Source organism: Acinetobacter sp. Gutcm_16 (assembly GCF_028649355.1).
Lineage (GTDB): Bacteria > Pseudomonadota > Gammaproteobacteria > Pseudomonadales > Moraxellaceae > Acinetobacter > Acinetobacter johnsonii.
The window spans coordinates 45212-63170 of sequence record NZ_JAQSUV010000023.1; the positions used below are offsets into that span (position 1 = coordinate 45212).

The window sequence follows — 17959 nt, forward strand, 5'->3', positions numbered from 1 at the left end:
TTTTGCTGTTATAATGGCGCGATCCTTCAAACACTCGATTTTATGTAATTATGAATAAAAAACTTTTAATTTGTGGTGCCATTGCAGCAGGCTTACTATTAACAGCATGTGTAAAGAAAGAAGCACCTAAAGAAGATGAACAAGAACAAGTTGAAGTCGTTACTACAGAGCAACAACAAACTGTTGAACTTCAACCTTTAGCAGCATCTGAGCCTGAGATTCCAGCGCAAGTTGAAGTGATTCGCGAAGAAACGCCGAATACAACTACTGAAATCCGTCGTGAAACGCCAGCACCTGCTCCAGCAGCTCAGCCTGCACCTAAAGCAGAAGCACCAAAAGCTGAAGAAAAACCAACGCAAGCACGTCCAAGTAATACAAACCCAAATACGCAAACTGAAGACGATGCGGTTGCAGCAGCCATTGCAGCAGCGACACCAGCTTTAGAAAACTAATCATCGCTATTTAGATGATTAAAAAACCCGATTGATATCGGGTTTTTTTAATGCTGGCTTATAAATAGGCTTTTAATTTTTCTGCAAGAAAGTCGATAAACAAGCGAATACGCTTTGGCACATAATTCTGTTGATAGTAGACCGCATGTATTTTCTGCTCTTTGATCTGAATTTGATCTTCCAACAAAGCAATAAACCGCCCATCTTGAATATCTTGCTCGACCATAAAGCGTGATAAACAGGCAATCCCTGCCCCCTGCAATGCCAACTGACGAACCGTTTCACCATTTGAACATTTAATTTTAGCCTGAATAATTAAAGGCTCATCCTCCAACTGAATAGGCCACGTATTTAAATGTGCAGGCTGACTAAAACCAAGCAAAGTATGTGAGCTTAATTCTGCTGCATTTTTAGGTAGACTATGTTTTTGCGCATAAACAGGACTAGCCACAATATATAAACGGCTTTTACAAAGCAGCTTGGCATGTAAGCTGGAATCCGCTAACTCACCAAACCTAATCGCGACATCGGTTTTATGTTCAAGTAAGTCTATAACCTGATCGTGATTGGTAATTTCTATATCAATTTTTGGGTAGTGCTGCATAAATTCTTCAATCAGCGGCACTATCACATGCAGTACAAAAGGCGTTGCTGAATCAATCCGAATTAAACCAGACGCCTCAGCATCAGTATTTTGCAGACTTTCTTCAGCTTCGGTCAGATCCAGTAAAATTTTACGCGCCTTTGCCAAAAACTGCTGTCCTTCATAGGTCAGCTTGAGCTTCCGTGTCGTTCGTTCCAGCAACGTCACATTCAACTTCGACTCTAAACGTTGCAAGGCACGGCTGACACCCGATGTGGTTTGATCCAACTGCTGCGCAGCTTTAACGATAGAGCCACTATCAACAATGCTCACAAAAGCCGTTAATTCTTCTATGGTTGATTTCATGTTTAATTATTGATTAATAGTCAATAATATTTTGCAAATTACCCAGTTTTTAAGCAAGTCTTTTTTCTACAAAATAGCCTCATTCCATAAAACAAGTTATCGAGTAAAAAATGAATATCGTTCCTCAATTCGGCTTAGGTACTTTCCGTTTAACAGGTGACACTGTCATTCAGTCTGTGAAAACTGCACTAGAAGTCGGTTATCGTGCGGTCGATACTGCTCAAATCTATGCGAATGAAGCTGAAGTTGGTCAAGCTATTGAACTCAGTGGTATCAATCGTCAAGATCTTTTTCTCACCACAAAAATCTGGACGGAAAATTACTCAGCAGAAAAATTGATTCCAAGCTTAAAAGAAAGTTTGCATAAACTAAAAACCGATACCGTGAATCTAACCTTGATCCACTGGCCTGCCCCAAGTACAGGTGTGAGCATTACAGAACTCATGCACAACTTATTGGAGGCAAAACAACAAGGTTTGACCGAACACATTGGTATTTCTAACTTCAATATTGAGCTAACTCAACAGGCGATTGAGAGTATTGGGCTGGAAAACATCGCAACCAACCAAATTGAACTCAGTCCTTACCTACAAAACCATCAACTGGTTGATTTCCTCCAAGCGCAAAACATTGATGTCACTTCATATATGACACTGGCTTACGGTAAGGTTTTGAATGATCCTGTTTTAATGAACATCGCGCAGCAGCATCAGGTATCGACTGCACAAATTAGTTTGGCTTGGGCATTACAGCGTGGTTTTGCAGTCATACCGTCTTCAACCAAACGTGAACACTTAATGTCCAACTTAAAGGCGCAAGAGATTCAACTGTCGACTGAAGAAATGATGGCAATTACGCAATTAGACCGAAATCAACGTGAAGTTAATCCTGATGGATTAGCACCGATTTGGGATTGAGCATCGCTATGAAAATTAATTTTCCACTTTTGGCGCTTGCGGTAGGTGCTTTTGCCATTGGAACCACCGAGTTTTCACCCATGGGCTTTTTACCTGAAATTGCCAATGATTTGTCCGTTTCAATTCCACAAGCCGGACTGCTGATTAGTGCCTATGCAGTAGGCGTCATGATTGGGGCTCCGCTCATGACCTTATGGCTGGCACGCTTTCCTAAGAAAACAGCTTTAATCCTATTGATGGCGATTTTTACGATTGGGAATGTGTTGGCAACCGTTGTACCTGATTATATGAGTCTCATGGGGGCACGTTTAATTACCAGTTTAAACCATGGTGCATTCTTTGGCTTAGGTTCGGTGGTGGCAGCCAGTGTTGTGCCTAAAGATAAACAAGCCAGTGCGGTCGCCATGATGTTTATGGGTCTCACCATTGCCAATATTGGCGGTGTGCCACTTGCAACGTGGCTCAGTCAGAATACCAGTTGGCGCATGGCTTTTGCTGCGATTTCAATCTTAGGCATTATGACCATGTTGGCACTATGGAAAGCACTCCCGCAAGATCACGATGTGGTTAAACCGAATGTAGCAAAAGAATTGCGCGTTTTAACACGTGCGCCTGTCGTCCTTGCTTTATTAACCACAGTCATGAGCGCGGGCGCCATGTTTGCGTTATATACCTACATTGCTCCGAGCCTACACGTATTTATGCAGGCATCACCGCAAACCATCACCTTAATGTTGGTGTTAATCGGGATCGGTTTCTCCATTGGTAATCATTTGGGTGGAAAGTTTGCCGATCTATCCCTTGAGAAAACCCTGATAGGCTTCCTTATACTTTTAATGGTGATGATGCTTGTTTTCCCAGTATTAGCGCAAACAACCGTTGGTGCGGCAATTGGCTTAGTGATTTGGGGTGCGGCAGCATTTGCGGTAGTACCGCCACTGCAAATGCGCGTCATGTCAGTCGCAGCAGATGCGCCTGGTCTCGCCTCTTCAGTTAACATTGGCGCGTTTAACTTAGGCAATGCCTTAGGTGCCTTTGCAGGTGCAACGGTACTGAGTATGCAACTCAGCTATGCAGCAGTTTCATATGCAGGTGCCGCACTCAGCTTTATGGCCTTGATCTTGGTCTTACTGCAAATGAAGTTCGGTCTTAGCAAGAAAGCCTGTGAAGCCGTTTAAGCCTTTACACTGCTGAACCAATCAAAAAAAGACCTACACAACTGTAGGTCTTTTTTATATCTAGTGTTTTTGTTGTTCCAGTTTCAAAAAGTCCGCAATCAGCTTGGTTGCCCAAGACTCGGTATTAAGTGCCCCTTCATAGAAGCCACAATGGCTGCCTTTTTTGGTGGTCACAACGGCAATATTCGGCATTTGACGGATCATGTCTTTATACGGTTCAAAATTTTTAATGTGACAAACGGGATCATCCTCTGCATTTAAAATCAGCAATGGAATGGTGACATTTTCAAATACATAGATTGGGTTTGTAGCTTGGTTATAACTGTCATAGTCCACAAAACCCGCCATTTCATAATAACTCGACTCAAACTCAGCCAAGGTTTTGGTCATTAAGACTTGCGACACAGACGCTGTTTGTTGCCACGTTTGTTGGTAGGGAAAAATAAATTTCTTAAATAGCTTTTTAGTCATGACCTTACTATAAAAGGGATGCACATTGACAAAACCCAACTCAGTGTTATAGCCCGGACACAGCGCAAAAGCCGCTTTAAAAGGGGTTTGACTCCCTTCTTCGCCTAAGTAACGCACCAAAAGCCCCGTTCCTGCAGAAGAGCCTACCGCATACAACGTTGAACTTGGAAATGTGCTTTGAATAAAGGCAATTTGCTCACGTAAATCATCGGTTGAACCGAAAAGATTCATTTTGGGTACAGGCATTGGAAGGTCTGCATGTCCACGGCGTAAGCACAGTGCAACACGCCAACCCGTATAGCGATTTAAGTCACGCACCACCTCACGCATACTTTCAGGAGAGCCTGTAATCGTATGCATAACCACAACCGTTGGCGTCGCTTCAGGCAAGTCATAACCGAACCACATAATGCCAGTGACCCCACCGTCTTGCATCTCTAACTGATCAAAATGATCGTATTCCAATTGAATCCGACGCTTACGAATCACATCAAAATACAAAAGATGGGCATGCGTGTTGGATAACCACGGTGTTGGTCGGTACTTTTCTTGAAGCTGTGTAAGCGCCCCAACAGTCTCTTGAATTTGCCCTTTCGGATTAATATAGAGCTTCGGTTGTTCCGCACCAGTCACTCGATCCCACGCCGTTTGGCTTAATTGGTTTAGCAAACTGAACACAGCATTCATATCAGTACCTTCTTTTTTCCTATCTTTCTTGGTGATGCATCAATTTTCGTGCCTAACTATAAATAACAAGTCACACGTTTATCATCCAGCTTGAGGTGCAAAAGCTGCCATTCGCCGTCCCATTTGTACAGCCAAGGCCTCTAACCCCGATTTAGGACGGATCATCACTTCAAAATCTACAATTTGACCTTGCTCATTAAAACGAATCATGTCAATCCCTTTGAGCTTTTTTTCGCCGACATTGGCAGAAAACTCAAGGACGACACTTAAACCATCTTCTGTAAAAAATTCACGGTGGTAAGTAAAGTTTTCAAAAACCTGAATCACATTACTTAAAATAAAAAAAACCACTTGCTTACCCGGATAAGGATTAAATGCCACCGGTGAACGGAACACGACATCTTCTGCTAAAAGCTCATTTAAGATGCTCATATCACGAGTCGTGACCATATCATGCCAGCGTACCAATGCTTGTTTTGTTGTTGCTAAACTCATTCTTATGTCCTTATGAAAGTGAATCTACTCAAATCTGCAATAAAGGCACCTTCTCTTACACCACATACGTTTCATGGAAAAGGCAACACGAGGGAAAAGATAATATTTTGGAAAATGTCTCTCCCAAACCCTCTCCGTATAGGAGAGGGAGCTTTATTACAAATTTTAAGCTGATAAATTATTGTTATCGATTAAATGGTCGCAGCCAGTTCAGCGCCTTGACGAATCGCACGCTTCGCATCCAACTCACCTGCTTCTTTCGCACCACCAATCAAATGCACATTTTTACCATCGGCTTTTAATTGGTCGTACATTGCAGTATAAGACTCTTGTCCTGCACAGATAATCACGTGATCAACCTCTAAAACCGCTGGCTGATCATTCACTGTAATGTGGAGACCTTGATCATCAATTTTGTCGTAGCTTGCACCTGCAATCATTTTTACATCGCGATGTTTTAGCCCTGTGCGGTGAATCCAACCCGTGGTTTTACCTAAGCTTGCACCGACTGCCTTCGCTTTACGCTGTAGAAGGTAAATTTCACGATCCGATTGCTCCAAGACTGGCTGTTTTAAGCCACCGACATGTGCATAGCTGGTATCGATTCCCCACTCATCATAGAATTTTTGTGGGTTTAAACTACCGCTTTCACCTTCATGGCTTAAGTATTCTGCTGTATCGAAACCAATACCACCCGCACCAATAATCGCGACTTTTTTACCAACAGGCTTACGCTCACGTAGAACTTCGATATAGCTCAACACTTTCGGGTGATCAATCCCTTCAATAGTCAGCTCACGTGGAGTAACACCTGTTGCAACCACAATGTCATCATAATTTTCAGCGCTCAGTTCCTCATAAGTTGCGGTATGATTCAGCACCAATTTGATATTGGGTTGTAATTCAATTTTACGTTTGAAATAACGCAGTGTTTCGTAAAACTCTTCTTTACCAGGAATAGTCTTCGCAATATTAAACTGACCACCAATCTGACTAGCTGTATCAAAAACAGTTACTTGATGCCCGCGGTCAGCAGCATAAGTCGCAAAACTCAAACCTGCAGGCCCAGCACCAATCACCGCAATATTTTTCTTAACTGCACTTTCTTTAAAGATCAGTTCAGTTTCATAGCATGCACGTGGATTGACTAAACACGTCGCAATTTGCATGGAGAAAATTTGATCCAAACAGGCTTGGTTACAACCAATACACGTATTGATTTCATCACTACGGCCTTGTTCTGCTTTGAGTACAAACTCAGCATCTGCAAGCATTGGGCGTGCCATCGACACCATATCCGCATCACCCTGAGCCAAAACATGTTCAGCCATTTCAGGGGTATTAATACGGTTAGACGTCACTAAAGGAATCTGAACCGAACCTTTTAGCTTCTTGGTCACCCATGTAAATGCCGCACGTGGCACTTTGGTTGCAATCGTTGGAATACGCGCTTCATGCCAACCAATACCTGTATTGATAATGGTTGCACCCGCCTTTTCAATTTCTTTGGCAAGCTGAATCACTTCTTCTAAAGTCGAACCACCTTCAACCAAATCCAACATTGAAAGACGATAAATAATAATAAAGTTTTCACCAACTTCTGCACGAGTGCGTTTTACGATTTCAATCGGGAAACGAATACGGTTTTCATAGCTTCCACCCCATTCATCATCACGATGATTGGTACGTGCCGCAATGAATTCATTGATTAAGTAGCCTTCTGAGCCCATGATTTCAACACCATCATAGCCAGCGATTTTCGACAATTTTGCACAATTTACAAAGTCTGCAATAGTCTGATTCACTTCAGCAGAAGTCAAAGCATGAGGTTTTACTGGGTTAATCGGTGCTTGAATTGCAGAAGGTGCAACGTTTTCAGCCTGATAAGAATAACGACCTGTATGTAAAATCTGTAATGCAATTTTACCACCCGCATCATGTACGGCTTGTGTGATGACTTTATGCTTTTCCGCTTCTTCTAAAGTATCTAACTTAGAACCACCGTGAAAAGTCACACCATGATCATTCGGTGAAATACCACCTGTTACGATTAGCCCTACACCGCCAGCGGCACGCTCTGCATAAAATGCCGCCATGCGATCATAACCACCTTCAACTTCTTCAAGTCCAACGTGCATAGATCCCATTAATACGCGGTTTTTTAATGTGGTAAAGCCTAAATCTAAAGGCGCAAGCAAATGCGGATAATTAGACATGTGTACTCCTTGGCGTGCTTTCGCTGGCTGGTATTTTAAATACAAGGTTAGATCAAATTATTTAATGCAACAAGTTGCATAATGTTTATCTTTATAATCGAGATTTGTTTTTTATGCAACATGTTGCATAATGACTCTACGTCCATTTTATTTGCGAAATATTACCGAAATGTCATTAGCTCATGTTTTATTGACCAGTTTGATTGAAAAACCAAGCACAGGTATTGAGTTAGCGCGTCGTTTTGACCGTTCAATGGGCTTCTTTTGGAATGCAACACATCAACAGATATATAGAGAACTCAGCGCTATGCAGAGCAAAGGCTGGATTTCAACAGTAGAAGATGATGGTGCTACCTCGCGTAAAAAAACCTATCAAGCAGAACAGCTTGGACGTACAGAACTTGCGGACTGGTTAGTAAAGCAAAGCCCACCTGCCCAGCTCCGTGAAGAACTGATGGTGAGACTGCGTGTTGAGGCTCAGCTTGGTGGCAATACAGTTTTGCCTGAACTTGAACGCCATCTGATCCTACACAAAGAAAAATTGCAGATCTACCAAAGTATTTTTGCCAAAGACTTTGGTCATGCTGAAGAAAATGATCGTACCTTATATATTCATAAAATGATTTTACAACTTGGAATTAATTTAGAATGTGGTTGGATTGAGTGGCTAGAGACCATGATTCCAGCGCTTAAAAACTTCGAAAAATAATAAGCCACGCAAAGGATGGACCATGCCACATTATTTAATGCCAGATGGCGAAAAACTCTATGTTCGAGAATTTGGACAAGGCACACCTGTACTGGTTTTATCTGGCTTAGGGATGCAAAGTTGGCAATGGCTGCCTTTTTTATATCAACACCGTAAAAAGTACCGCTTTTACATTCCTGACTGGCGGGGTTTTGGTGGTTCAGCACAGTGCAAAATTCCCACACTGGATGCAATTTCCAGCCACTGGCAAGATTTAAACTGCTTTCTAAATCAATATGCTGATACAGCATTCCATGTGATTGCCTATTCTATGGGCGCCACGACAGCCATGCATGGTATGCAATATGGTCGCTTTCAAGACCATATCAGTAGCTATTTACACATTGACCAAACTCCCAAGATTAGCGTAGATGCAGACTGGCCACATGGTTTATTTGCTGAAAAGCATGCTGACTTCAAAGTCATCCTACAAAACATTGCAGATCTATTGGCCCAAAATGCACAGTACCGTTTGGTCTCAGACTTAACAGCGTCTATGCGTACAGAACTGGTTAAACAATGGTTGGCTTTTCTTCAACTACAAGCCACACCATCTCGAACTGCGGCCTTATTTCAAAAAGCATTTCAACAGCCATACTTGCAAAAATTCATGCTCCCGATCCAGCGTTTAGACTATATGGCTTGGTATATTCAAAATTATCTTGACCATCAAGAAGACTATCGCAGTGCCCTCCGTCAGCTTGACCGACCAGCTACATTTTTTATTGGTGAAGACTCTAAACTTTATCCTGCTCAAGGACAAAAGCTGATTGCCTCAAGCGTACCGCATGCCAAAACGGTGATCTTTAAAAAATCTGGGCATACGCCTTTATTGAGTGAACCGCGCAAATTCTCCCAAGAAATTACACGTTTCCTCAACGCCACGAATATTTAAATGCATGCCGTATTATCAGCCAAATGATGAATATTTTTATAACAGCTGAAGATAAACACACTTAATCATTCCATTGTAATGACAAAAAATCAGATCAACCCTATAAAACACCAATGTTTAGGAATTAAAAAAGGCATCTCTAATTAGATGCCTTTTTCTTATGCTGCATAGGTCTGCTTGAGATAAGCAACAATATCTGCCGACTCAAACAAAGCCGTTTCTGTATTCGGATCAACCAAATATGGCACTTGAATATCACGCCCCATCACCTGCATGACTTGCTCACGCTTTCCACCTGCCAAAGGTACATACTTGCCCGGCTTTAAACGCAGTACTGCTGGGCCTTGATCTTGCCAACGTTCTTTAGGCACATTATGAAACTTAAAAGGGAGTTCCAACTCGGTCAGTAAACCACGGACAATCCTAGTATAAGGACTGGCTTCAAATCCCCAAAGTTGTAACAGCTGTTCTGGCGCTACGCGATCTTTAATACTCTTGTTGATCCACACCCCACTCGCACCATTTACCAATGTCCCAACATAAGCAACATAAGGTGTTTTGGGATAATGTGCATACTTTTTCGGTGTTTTACCACTGCGTCCATACTGTTCAAACAAGTAGTGAATAATATCTTCAGATTCGTACAGCTTGGTGTCAGTGTTCTCATCGAGTAAAAAAGGAAATTGGGTTTTTCCACCCAACTGTTTCACCAAAGGACGATATTTAGTTCCACCCTTAGGACATGGATACACTTCATAATCCAAGTTCAACAAAGTCAGTACTTCACGCACACGACGACAATATGGCGAGCCTTCAAACTCATAGAGCTTTAAAGGTTGTTTAGGTTGTTTAGGATGCGGCGTTCCAGTTACACCACGCCCACCTTGCGCAAGCCCCGAAAAAAGAGCCTGAATCACTTTAATTTGATGCTTCACCATATTACAGGTCCATATCTTTTGTTGATGTTATTATGAGTCTGGTTGCTACTTATGCATCGACCAGTTTTTCTTTTGCAATGACAATGCCGTTATTATCCGCATAGAGATAATGACCTGATTGAATGGTGACACCACCAAAATGCAGGCTGATATCAACTTCTCCTACACCCTTACGATTACTTTTTTGTGGAATGGCGGCTAAAGCATGCACACCTAAATCTAGTTCAGCAATGGCATCTACATCACGGACACAGCCATAAATCACCACACCATTCCAGTGATTTTTGACTGCTGACTCTGCAATTAAGTCTCCCATCAAGGCACAGCGCATCGAAGCGCCACCATCCACAACCAATACTTTACCCGTACCATCTGTTGCTAACAGCTCTTTCACCCGAGAGTTATCTTCAAAGCATTTAACCGTAACCACCTCACCACCAAAGGTTTTACGTGCACCATAGCTCCTAAAGAACTTACCATCCATCGATGGGCTGACCACTTGTAAATCAAGTTCAGGATGATCATCCAATAAATCGCATGTCACAAATGCTGTCGTCACCACACTTCCCCTCATTTTGTCTTTTGTATGCGTAAATTATCATATATTTCAAATTTCTCGGTCTGCGTTTGGGCAGCCTCGACCATAGTATGAGCCACTTGTTCTGCTGTCACTGGCTTATATTTAAAATGCTTTGGTATAAAATGCGATAGTTTGGTATAAGCCTTTTGGAATATATCTTCCAACATGCGACCTTCATTACGCTGTCCGATCAGTAAGGATGGCTGCAAAATACTGACCTTATATAAATCGAGTCCTCGAATAGTCTCTTCAAGCTCACCTTTGACGCGATTATAGAAAATTTTTGAATTGGCTTGCGCACCCAAGGCACTGATCAACACATAATGGGTTTTGGTCAAAACAAACAACTCAGCAAAATGTGCATTCACCACATAGTCGATGGCATAAAACTGCTCTTTTGAGCCAGCTTTCTTTAAAGTCGTCCCCAAACAACTAAAAGCATGACTGTAGCCCTGAACATCTTCATGGTTAAGTAATAAAAAATCATCCAGCTCCAGTTGCTGAACTTTGTCATAGTGATCGAGCTGCACATTATGCTTTCTGACCACAGCCAGTATTTTGCTACAACTTGGCAGTTGTTGTAATTGTTGAATCAGGTTTAAGCCCACCAAACCCGTTGCTCCAATCACAATCGCTTGTTCTATATTTTGTGTCATTTTTATACAAACTCCCATGCAGATGGCTAATCTTACCTTTTCTTTAGAATTTTTATGTATCTTAAATATAGTCAAAGCATGTCAAGACTTGACTTCACTGCGTATATTAATCAAAATATGCCACTTGTTTACGGGCTGGTGATTGTTCTTCTGATGTGGTTTTCAGTTTGAATTTCAGCCCGCCCAGACCAATCTATTTCAAGGAGTGCACGAGTGGCAAACTCTGCTCAAGCTAAAAAACGTGCTCGTCAAAACGTTAAAGCACGCAAACACAACGCAAGCTTACGTTCTATGGTTCGTACTTACATCAAACGTACAGTAGCTGCTATCGCTGCTGGTGATTACGCAGTTGCTTCTGAAGCATACAAAACTGCTGTACCAGTAATCGACCGTATGGCTGATAAAGGCATCATCCATAAGAACAAAGCTGCTCGTCATAAGAGCCGTTTAAATGCACAAGTTAAAGCTTTAGCTAACTAATTTATGCATTAAAAAAAGCCCTTTTTAAAGGGCTTTTTTTGTATCTATTTTTTGAACTTTCTAACGCCTATACCTTTTCCAATACATCTGCTACCTAAGAATACAACTTAAAACCCAAATACAATCCATCAGCCGTCTCTCGCACCCACGAGAACATCTACTTACAAAAAAAGCCCCCTTTAGGGAGCTCCTTTCATTTCATGTTAAATCATGTGCGAGATGAGCAGTGGTTTAATTCAAAGATTGAGTTTTCAGGTTTTTCACTAAAATACCAATATTTCTTGATGTTGCCCCAGCTAAAATCAAGCTTGTATTTTGGTTCAGCATTGTCCATCTTTGATTATTATTTCCAGAGCAGCCATATCGAATTGCAATCTGACGGTTATTTACCAAATTACCCGAGTTTAGATCTAAGCACTGTCCTGATTGTTTAATAGCAGACGTCGTCGCATCCATTGACCACACTTGTGCTGTATTATTCGCCACACAGTCAGTCAAGGTGACTTTAGCACTTCCTCCATTACCCGTTAAACATTGTCCCATAGCCGCTTTACTATGGATACGTCCTAAACTGTCATAAACCCACTGCTCGGTATCATCAGCAGTACAAGCCGATGGACCACTAATGTAAACATCCATTTTTTGGTTAGATGCCAGCTCTGTTTTCAAGCAATTCTTGTTATTTTTTAACAATCCACTTTGTGCAAGTGGGTCATCTTGTTGTAAACCCAGCTGTTTGATAAAAGCCTTGAGTGCATCAATCGCAGCAGGTACATCTTTGGCCAAATCATCATAATAAACATTTACCCAACGATTTAAACGCATCCATCTAGTTTCTTGCTCTTCATAACGCTCAAGTACCTGCTGTGCAGCTAAACTCATCTCATTTTTATACGATTTATAAGCCTGATAAAGCATTAAACCGTTTGGTGACAAAACAATAAGATTGTTCGCCGCCTGATTCAGTAGCTCTCGCTCAAGTAGAGGCAACTCTACATCGCGTAAGGCTTTATAACCCTGTGCTTTACCAATCTTAACTGCAGGCGTAATAGCCGTAGCATATTGGGGAATCACTGTCGTCGATAATAATTTGGCAGCAGCATTGACCTGCTTACAATATAAATCAACTTTCTGAGGATGATCTGCAAGCGCTAAATTGACATGTAATTTATTGGCATTACTACCTAATCGTGTCGGAGCCAGTGCAATATTGGTCACTGTATTTGGATACTGTACATTTAACCAACATGCATCCTGATTTAACGCAGTATCTGCAGCAGGTAAATCATAGACATTGCCCCAATTTGAACGTGCTGCAGGATAGAGTAACCCAACCTGCGCAACAGGGTCATAGCCACCCAAAATGGTCACTACAGGCTCACCAAACACACGTGGGCGTAAATAGTTTTGCTTTGGTTGATACCAAACAGGTGCAGCAGAATCTGGCATAGTAGGTTGAGCCACTTCCATCTGTCGTGTTACTTCATTCCATTTTTTATAACCCGTCGGTGAAGTCTTGTCCCACACATAACGGTTAAAGTGCGGTTGAATTTTTAAATAAGTGCTATAGCCCGTATAGTGGGTATAACGTGAAACTGAGCTTGATGCATAACCACCAGACATTGCATCTCGGCTATGTGGATATAAAGCTAAGAAATTTGCAATTCCTGTAGAAGCAGCCCATAAATCCTTATTATTCCAAATCAAATTACCCCGCATCATATTACGATACGGAATATAACCCCAACCACTGTCTGCATGATGTGAAGTCCAAAACTGGTTATCACCCGCCTGCCCAGGATAATGCCCCAGTCCATAGTGATGTCCAATTTCATGACTAAACTCATTTCCAACCGAATCATACAACGTCAGCATGCCATTACCACCACTTAAACCATGATTACTTTCGCCATTGGCATATTTTCCACGACTATGGTGCGCAACTACGGTTTGGGTTAACTGTGGTTGATTCTGACTTGCCATCGAAGCACTGGTAATGCCCCAGTTTGCTAGGTTAATGCCCACGCTAAATGTCGACTTACCCACGTTTTCACGCATGTCACCATCATAAACCCCGCCTTGGCTAACACTTACAGTATCGTAAATGGTCCCGTCTGCAATCATGACGCGATCTAACTGAATATCATCATATTTTGCAACGGTCATTTCAGCAGCTGGAATCGTTTGAAAGTAATCTGAACCTGCCCGAACAGGATCATTCAGCATATAGTGACCATTGGAAACAGGGGGAGCAGTTAACATGCCGATACGAATATTATTTAAGACCAACTCTCCCGGAGAGGCAAAATCAATTTTATCTTCCGCGATTTGCCCCTGACGTCCAAGAGAATCTTTGAGCTGAATACGCAAACCTGGACGTATCTCATCCCAATTGAGTTGAGCACTCCACGCACGCTTACTATATTGCACACGCGCACGCTCATCGGTATTGGTTTGATCAGACTGAGGAATCTGAGTTGGATCGTTAAATGTAACTGTGCGGAGCAACTGATTATTCATGTAAATATCAGCACTCAGACCATCAATTTTCCCCATGCTATCAGTTGGCGTAACTAACAATAGCGCTTCTTTTTCCATCGTCAGACGCGGCATTTTTTTACTTTCATTACCATTTGGATCAACCACATGACTCTGACCAAATTGCAGCATTGCTTCGAAGTTACCAGTTAAGTCATTTCGTATCATACGTGTTCTTGAGTTTGCATCGTAATCAAAATAACCCAATGTATTTCCATCAGCCACATCCTGTGTAGGTTCAGCATAGGTTTTCACTACAGACGTTGTAGAGTTTTCGGTTCCACTTTCTCCACCACACGCAGCTAACATCAGTGTTACAACGCAAAGACTTAGCTTGCAATACAAGAACTCATTCACACTTTTCACATCTTCCCCCAAAATAGTCACAAATAAAAATTAAGAAACCATTAATAATTTATATAAATCAAAAGCTTAATTATTTAACACTATTTTCTATACATATTCAATTTACATAATTTGTCACTTCAGGACATATTTTTTATCGGTCTTGAAACTAATGCCCGAAAAATAAAAGTTCTGTGACAGGGCTTGAATTTATGAAAAATAATGATGAGTTATACATTTAAATTTGCACCAATATAGTGCCAATATTTGTCAATCAATAAAAAAAATATATTTCAATTAATTTTCTTTGTAAGCATGTAGCTTATTTTAATTTTTAAATCCAAAATGATTAAAATTAAAATCCCATAAATAAATTATGGTATTCTGTTTTCTTATAATGAAACCACATAGAATGTTCTACTGGGGAATAGCATGATTAATAAATTTCTTCCAACACTTGAAAAATTCCAACTGACAGAACAACAATATATTGAGTATTTTCATGCCAAAGGTGAAAAAGACATACTCGCCAAAGTCATCTCAAATATGCGCGGAACCGCAGAAATTCAGGCTTCTCAGGGCGTTGACGCGTGGTTAGGCTATGGTGTCTATTTACCTGCAATTGAACGTATTTTTGCACTGCATCAAGGAGAAACGGAAGCTGAGTTTTATGACCGCACTCAATATCCAGCCGATGTTGTCAATGCTTATACCCTTTCGAATCATGAGATTGCCACGCTCATTGCTGCAGATAAATACAATCGCATTCATCAGCACAGCGTAGCGGTGAATACCTCATTATGGCCTTTAAATGATGAAGGCCTAAGTATCGACTTGCTCGACTTTCCTAATCGACTCAAAGCAAAAATTTAAACTGATGCGGTATAGCATTTAATAAAGTTGACGAATGATCGATCTATAAATCTCGTATATTCTTTTTTTCGTTCAAATGACCGCCTAAATGAATGAACGAGATTTATAGCTGATTTTTTTATTAATAAAAAAAGCACTTACAGATTTTGAAATTCATGAATATTCAGTTCATTAATTTCCCCACGCCAAATCCATTTCAATTTTGATTCCAAAAACACATCTCCCTCAAACCATACGAAAAGACCTTCCATCATTTTCGGCCAGTCTTCTTTGGTCACAATCGTGCGCCCTGAAATAACCGCCAAAATTGCGGCTAAAATAGTGTCATGACTGACCGCAAGGCTCAAACCATAAGGATTGTTCGGATGCGTGTTATATATAAGCTCCAATACATCTACGACGCCATGAATCGGATGCTTCATACCGGGTAAGGCATTATTCACAAAGCTATTAATAAACCCTAAAGCGCCTTGACGCTGAAAATAAGGCCCAGCTTGCTTAATATCCAAAACAAAACTACCTGGCTCAACCAATAAACCTTGTTCGATAATTTCAATACGGTGGGTATTCGGCTCAAGGGTTTGTCCATCTGCCCCTTGAATCATTAGCGCAGCGGTATCAATACAACGTTGAATTGGGCTAGAAATACAGTGTTGTATCACTCGATCCGTATTATCGATCAGATAGGAACCCCACGCCTCCGCCAAATCTCGCCCTTGATGCGTCAACTGTAAATCATAGCCTGCAAGCCCCTGACCCGTAACAACTTCACGAATGGAATGACGTGTAAACAACGTCACTGGCGTTTTTGCATCTGGCAATAAATCGATTGCCTTCAACATACTAGGCGGGAGTAACTCTAAGGCCATAATCACTAGCAACTCAATAATTCAAAAAACACTATAGCACGCTCAGTTTTTAGCTCAAGCCGACGAAGGCATTAGTTCAAGTGCTTGTAATGCCAGTTTTTTCATATCGTTATTTCGATATGCAATAAAACCGCCATTCAATAAACTCAATCTTTGGTTATATACGAATGGTCGTCCCTGAAAATCAACCAAACCACCACCGATCCGCTCCAATAAACACTGTCCAGCACTGGTATCCCACTCACTCGTTGGGTGAAAGCGCGGGTAAATATCGACTCGATCTTCCAACACCATACAGAACTTATATGCACTCCCAGCGCGATACTCTTGAATAGGCGTAAGTTTTTCCAACTGCTCTAAATATACTTGATACTGCGGCTTACTCTGACTACTTTGACTTAAGCCGACTTGAACAGCACTGTGGTTTTCAACTGGAACATATTCAGACCATACGTCTTTTTCAATATTGTATTTTAAAGGCTGACCTTGTAGTGGACAGAAGTAAATTTGCTGTTCACAAGGAATAGCCAGCACAGCAAAAGTTGTATGCGCACCCTCGATAAGACTGAGATTAATGGTGAATTCAGGACGTTGATGCAAAAATTCTTTGGTACCATCTAAAGGATCAAGCATCCAAAAAGACTGCCACTGCTGTCTATGCGCATGCTGACCTTCTTCAGAAAGAACAGGCAAATGAGGGAAGGTATTATTTAAAGCATCGGTAATAAATTGATTGACGCGATAGTCCGCTTGCGTGACGGGTGAATGATCGGATTTTCGTTCAACTGTAAAATCACCACCTGCAACATAAGCTTGATACTCTGCTCGTAAAATCTCACATGCCTGAGTCACAATCGGTACAAGTTGCAATATCAGCGCATCTTGAGGTGCAGTTGTGGGCTTAAACATGAGACCGCCTTTTTATTCATTAAGTTATAGATCGAGAAGTTTATCTATTGGGATAGCAGCATGCTGAGCGCCTCGTATTCAACGGTATACAGTCACCTCAGAGGAGAACACGCGAACACTTTTTCAACACTGCCTTAAAAATATTATACGCCTAAGACACTCAGGAAATATCACTCAATTCCAATTCTTCTTTTGACTTTGGGTTGAGTGGTCCAATCAACCTGACTTTACCTTTACCCACACCTAAAATATTGAGACTAGAGAAAGTCACAAGCTGACCGTTTCTAATTTGTACTCATTCTTAATTTCTTTTCAGCGCTTTTGTACATCCAAGTACTTTCTTTATGAAAAATCATCGCGCAAAAAAATCCCACGCATGGGAGCGTGGGATATAAAACAAGAAAAGCTACAGCGCTTTAATTTCGAGTGTAGTATAAACCTGCATTTAAAATACATCAATTAAAAAATGCACTCTTTCTCCAGTTTTTTTAAATTACTTTACAGCGACTCATTTTTATCTGAACACTTCACTTCTAATTGATACTCATCCTGCGTCACTTTGATCTTAATCCTTTGATACTTTCTTTTATTCGGATCCATAGCCGAACTAGCGACTTCATGCAAAAACTTTCGGTCATTCATAAGCTCGCTATATGCTTTATAACCAATCAAAATCTTTTCAGGCTTTTTATTTTTGGAAATTAATTCTTTTAGAATATCGTCTAGTTCATTTGCAGTAACAATTGACATATCGAAGCAACTC

General features: G+C 41.2%; 18 protein-coding genes. 7 read left to right on the forward strand and 11 right to left on the reverse strand.

The window, feature by feature from the left end:
• Nucleotides 1-50 precede the first annotated feature (50 nt).
• Nucleotides 51-452, forward strand: coding sequence for a hypothetical protein (locus tag PTT44_RS04915; protein WP_004696625.1), 402 nt, complete (start codon nt 51-53; stop codon nt 450-452).
• 58 nt (nt 453-510) lie between these two features.
• Here the strand turns inward: PTT44_RS04915 and PTT44_RS04920 are convergent, their stop codons facing one another.
• Nucleotides 511-1401 carry a LysR family transcriptional regulator gene (locus PTT44_RS04920; protein WP_168158820.1) on the reverse strand — a complete coding sequence of 297 codons (891 nt, stop codon included), beginning with the start codon at nt 1399-1401 and terminating at the stop codon, nt 511-513.
• Nucleotides 1402-1511: 110 nt separating this feature from the next.
• Here PTT44_RS04920 and dkgB point away from each other — a divergent pair, with 110 nt between their 5' ends.
• Nucleotides 1512-2318, forward strand: coding sequence for a 2,5-didehydrogluconate reductase DkgB (gene dkgB, locus PTT44_RS04925; protein ID WP_168158821.1), 807 nt, complete (start codon nt 1512-1514; stop codon nt 2316-2318).
• Nucleotides 2319-2326: 8 nt separating this feature from the next.
• Complete coding sequence (locus PTT44_RS04930; protein ID WP_168158822.1) at nt 2327-3496, forward strand: MFS transporter; 1170 nt, start codon at nt 2327-2329, stop codon at nt 3494-3496.
• 60 nt (nt 3497-3556) lie between these two features.
• Here the strand turns inward: PTT44_RS04930 and PTT44_RS04935 are convergent, their stop codons facing one another.
• The 3 genes from PTT44_RS04935 to PTT44_RS04945 form a co-directional block, all read right to left on the reverse strand.
• Nucleotides 3557-4654, reverse strand: coding sequence for a YheT family hydrolase (locus PTT44_RS04935; protein WP_168158823.1), 1098 nt, complete (start codon nt 4652-4654; stop codon nt 3557-3559).
• Between the two features lie 81 nt (nt 4655-4735).
• Nucleotides 4736-5149, reverse strand: coding sequence for a nuclear transport factor 2 family protein (locus tag PTT44_RS04940; protein WP_168158824.1), 414 nt, complete (start codon nt 5147-5149; stop codon nt 4736-4738).
• Nucleotides 5150-5340: 191 nt separating this feature from the next.
• Nucleotides 5341-7365: an NADPH-dependent 2,4-dienoyl-CoA reductase gene (locus PTT44_RS04945; protein ID WP_168158825.1), complete on the reverse strand. Its 2025-nt coding sequence runs from the start codon at nt 7363-7365 to the stop codon at nt 5341-5343.
• Between the two features lie 169 nt (nt 7366-7534).
• Between PTT44_RS04945 and PTT44_RS04950 the strand changes: the two genes are divergently transcribed.
• Nucleotides 7535-8074 (forward strand): PadR family transcriptional regulator, encoded by a 540-nt coding sequence (locus PTT44_RS04950; protein ID WP_039890479.1) that lies wholly within the window; start codon nt 7535-7537, stop codon nt 8072-8074.
• A gap of 22 nt (nt 8075-8096) precedes the next feature.
• Nucleotides 8097-9008 (forward strand): alpha/beta fold hydrolase, encoded by a 912-nt coding sequence (locus PTT44_RS04955; RefSeq protein WP_168158826.1) that lies wholly within the window; start codon nt 8097-8099, stop codon nt 9006-9008.
• Between the two features lie 158 nt (nt 9009-9166).
• Here PTT44_RS04955 and PTT44_RS04960 read toward each other — a convergent pair whose 3' ends face one another.
• Genes PTT44_RS04960 through PTT44_RS04970 form a run of 3 tightly spaced genes read right to left on the reverse strand, consistent with a single transcriptional unit; the run spans nt 9167 to nt 11182 of the window.
• Nucleotides 9167-9946 (reverse strand): glutathione S-transferase N-terminal domain-containing protein, encoded by a 780-nt coding sequence (locus tag PTT44_RS04960; protein WP_094148189.1) that lies wholly within the window; start codon nt 9944-9946, stop codon nt 9167-9169.
• Between the two features lie 49 nt (nt 9947-9995).
• Entirely contained in the window at nt 9996-10508 is a 513-nt protein-coding gene (gene rraA, locus PTT44_RS04965) for a ribonuclease E activity regulator RraA (protein ID WP_062033117.1), read from the reverse strand.
• Nucleotides 10509-10516: 8 nt separating this feature from the next.
• Nucleotides 10517-11182, reverse strand: a complete 666-nt coding sequence (locus PTT44_RS04970; protein WP_094148188.1) for a nucleoside-diphosphate sugar epimerase — start codon at nt 11180-11182, stop codon at nt 10517-10519.
• A gap of 213 nt (nt 11183-11395) precedes the next feature.
• Between PTT44_RS04970 and rpsT the strand changes: the two genes are divergently transcribed.
• Nucleotides 11396-11662, forward strand: coding sequence for a 30S ribosomal protein S20 (gene rpsT / locus PTT44_RS04975; RefSeq protein ID WP_004696602.1), 267 nt, complete (start codon nt 11396-11398; stop codon nt 11660-11662).
• A 231-nt stretch (nt 11663-11893) separates the two neighbouring features.
• Here rpsT and PTT44_RS04980 read toward each other — a convergent pair whose 3' ends face one another.
• Complete coding sequence (locus PTT44_RS04980; protein ID WP_273795556.1) at nt 11894-14509, reverse strand: M66 family metalloprotease; 2616 nt, start codon at nt 14507-14509, stop codon at nt 11894-11896.
• A 468-nt stretch (nt 14510-14977) separates the two neighbouring features.
• Between PTT44_RS04980 and PTT44_RS04985 the strand changes: the two genes are divergently transcribed.
• On the forward strand, nt 14978-15418 hold the full coding sequence (locus PTT44_RS04985) for a hypothetical protein (RefSeq protein WP_004981895.1): 441 nt from the start codon (nt 14978-14980) through the stop codon (nt 15416-15418).
• Between the two features lie 137 nt (nt 15419-15555).
• On the opposite strand, the gene PTT44_RS04990 is transcribed toward PTT44_RS04985, so the two are convergent.
• The 3 genes from PTT44_RS04990 to PTT44_RS05000 all read right to left on the reverse strand — a co-directional run bounded on the left by PTT44_RS04990 (nt 15556) and on the right by PTT44_RS05000 (nt 17946).
• Nucleotides 15556-16287, reverse strand: a complete 732-nt coding sequence (locus tag PTT44_RS04990; protein WP_159128723.1) for a histidine phosphatase family protein — start codon at nt 16285-16287, stop codon at nt 15556-15558.
• Nucleotides 16288-16341: 54 nt separating this feature from the next.
• The gene (locus PTT44_RS04995) at nt 16342-17196 is read right to left on the reverse strand and encodes a 3'(2'),5'-bisphosphate nucleotidase CysQ family protein (protein ID WP_168158828.1); all 855 of its coding nucleotides are present in this window, start codon (nt 17194-17196) and stop codon (nt 16342-16344) included.
• 498 nt (nt 17197-17694) lie between these two features.
• Nucleotides 17695-17946 carry a hypothetical protein gene (locus PTT44_RS05000; RefSeq protein WP_125273307.1) on the reverse strand — a complete coding sequence of 84 codons (252 nt, stop codon included), beginning with the start codon at nt 17944-17946 and terminating at the stop codon, nt 17695-17697.
• Nucleotides 17947-17959 lie beyond the last annotated feature (13 nt).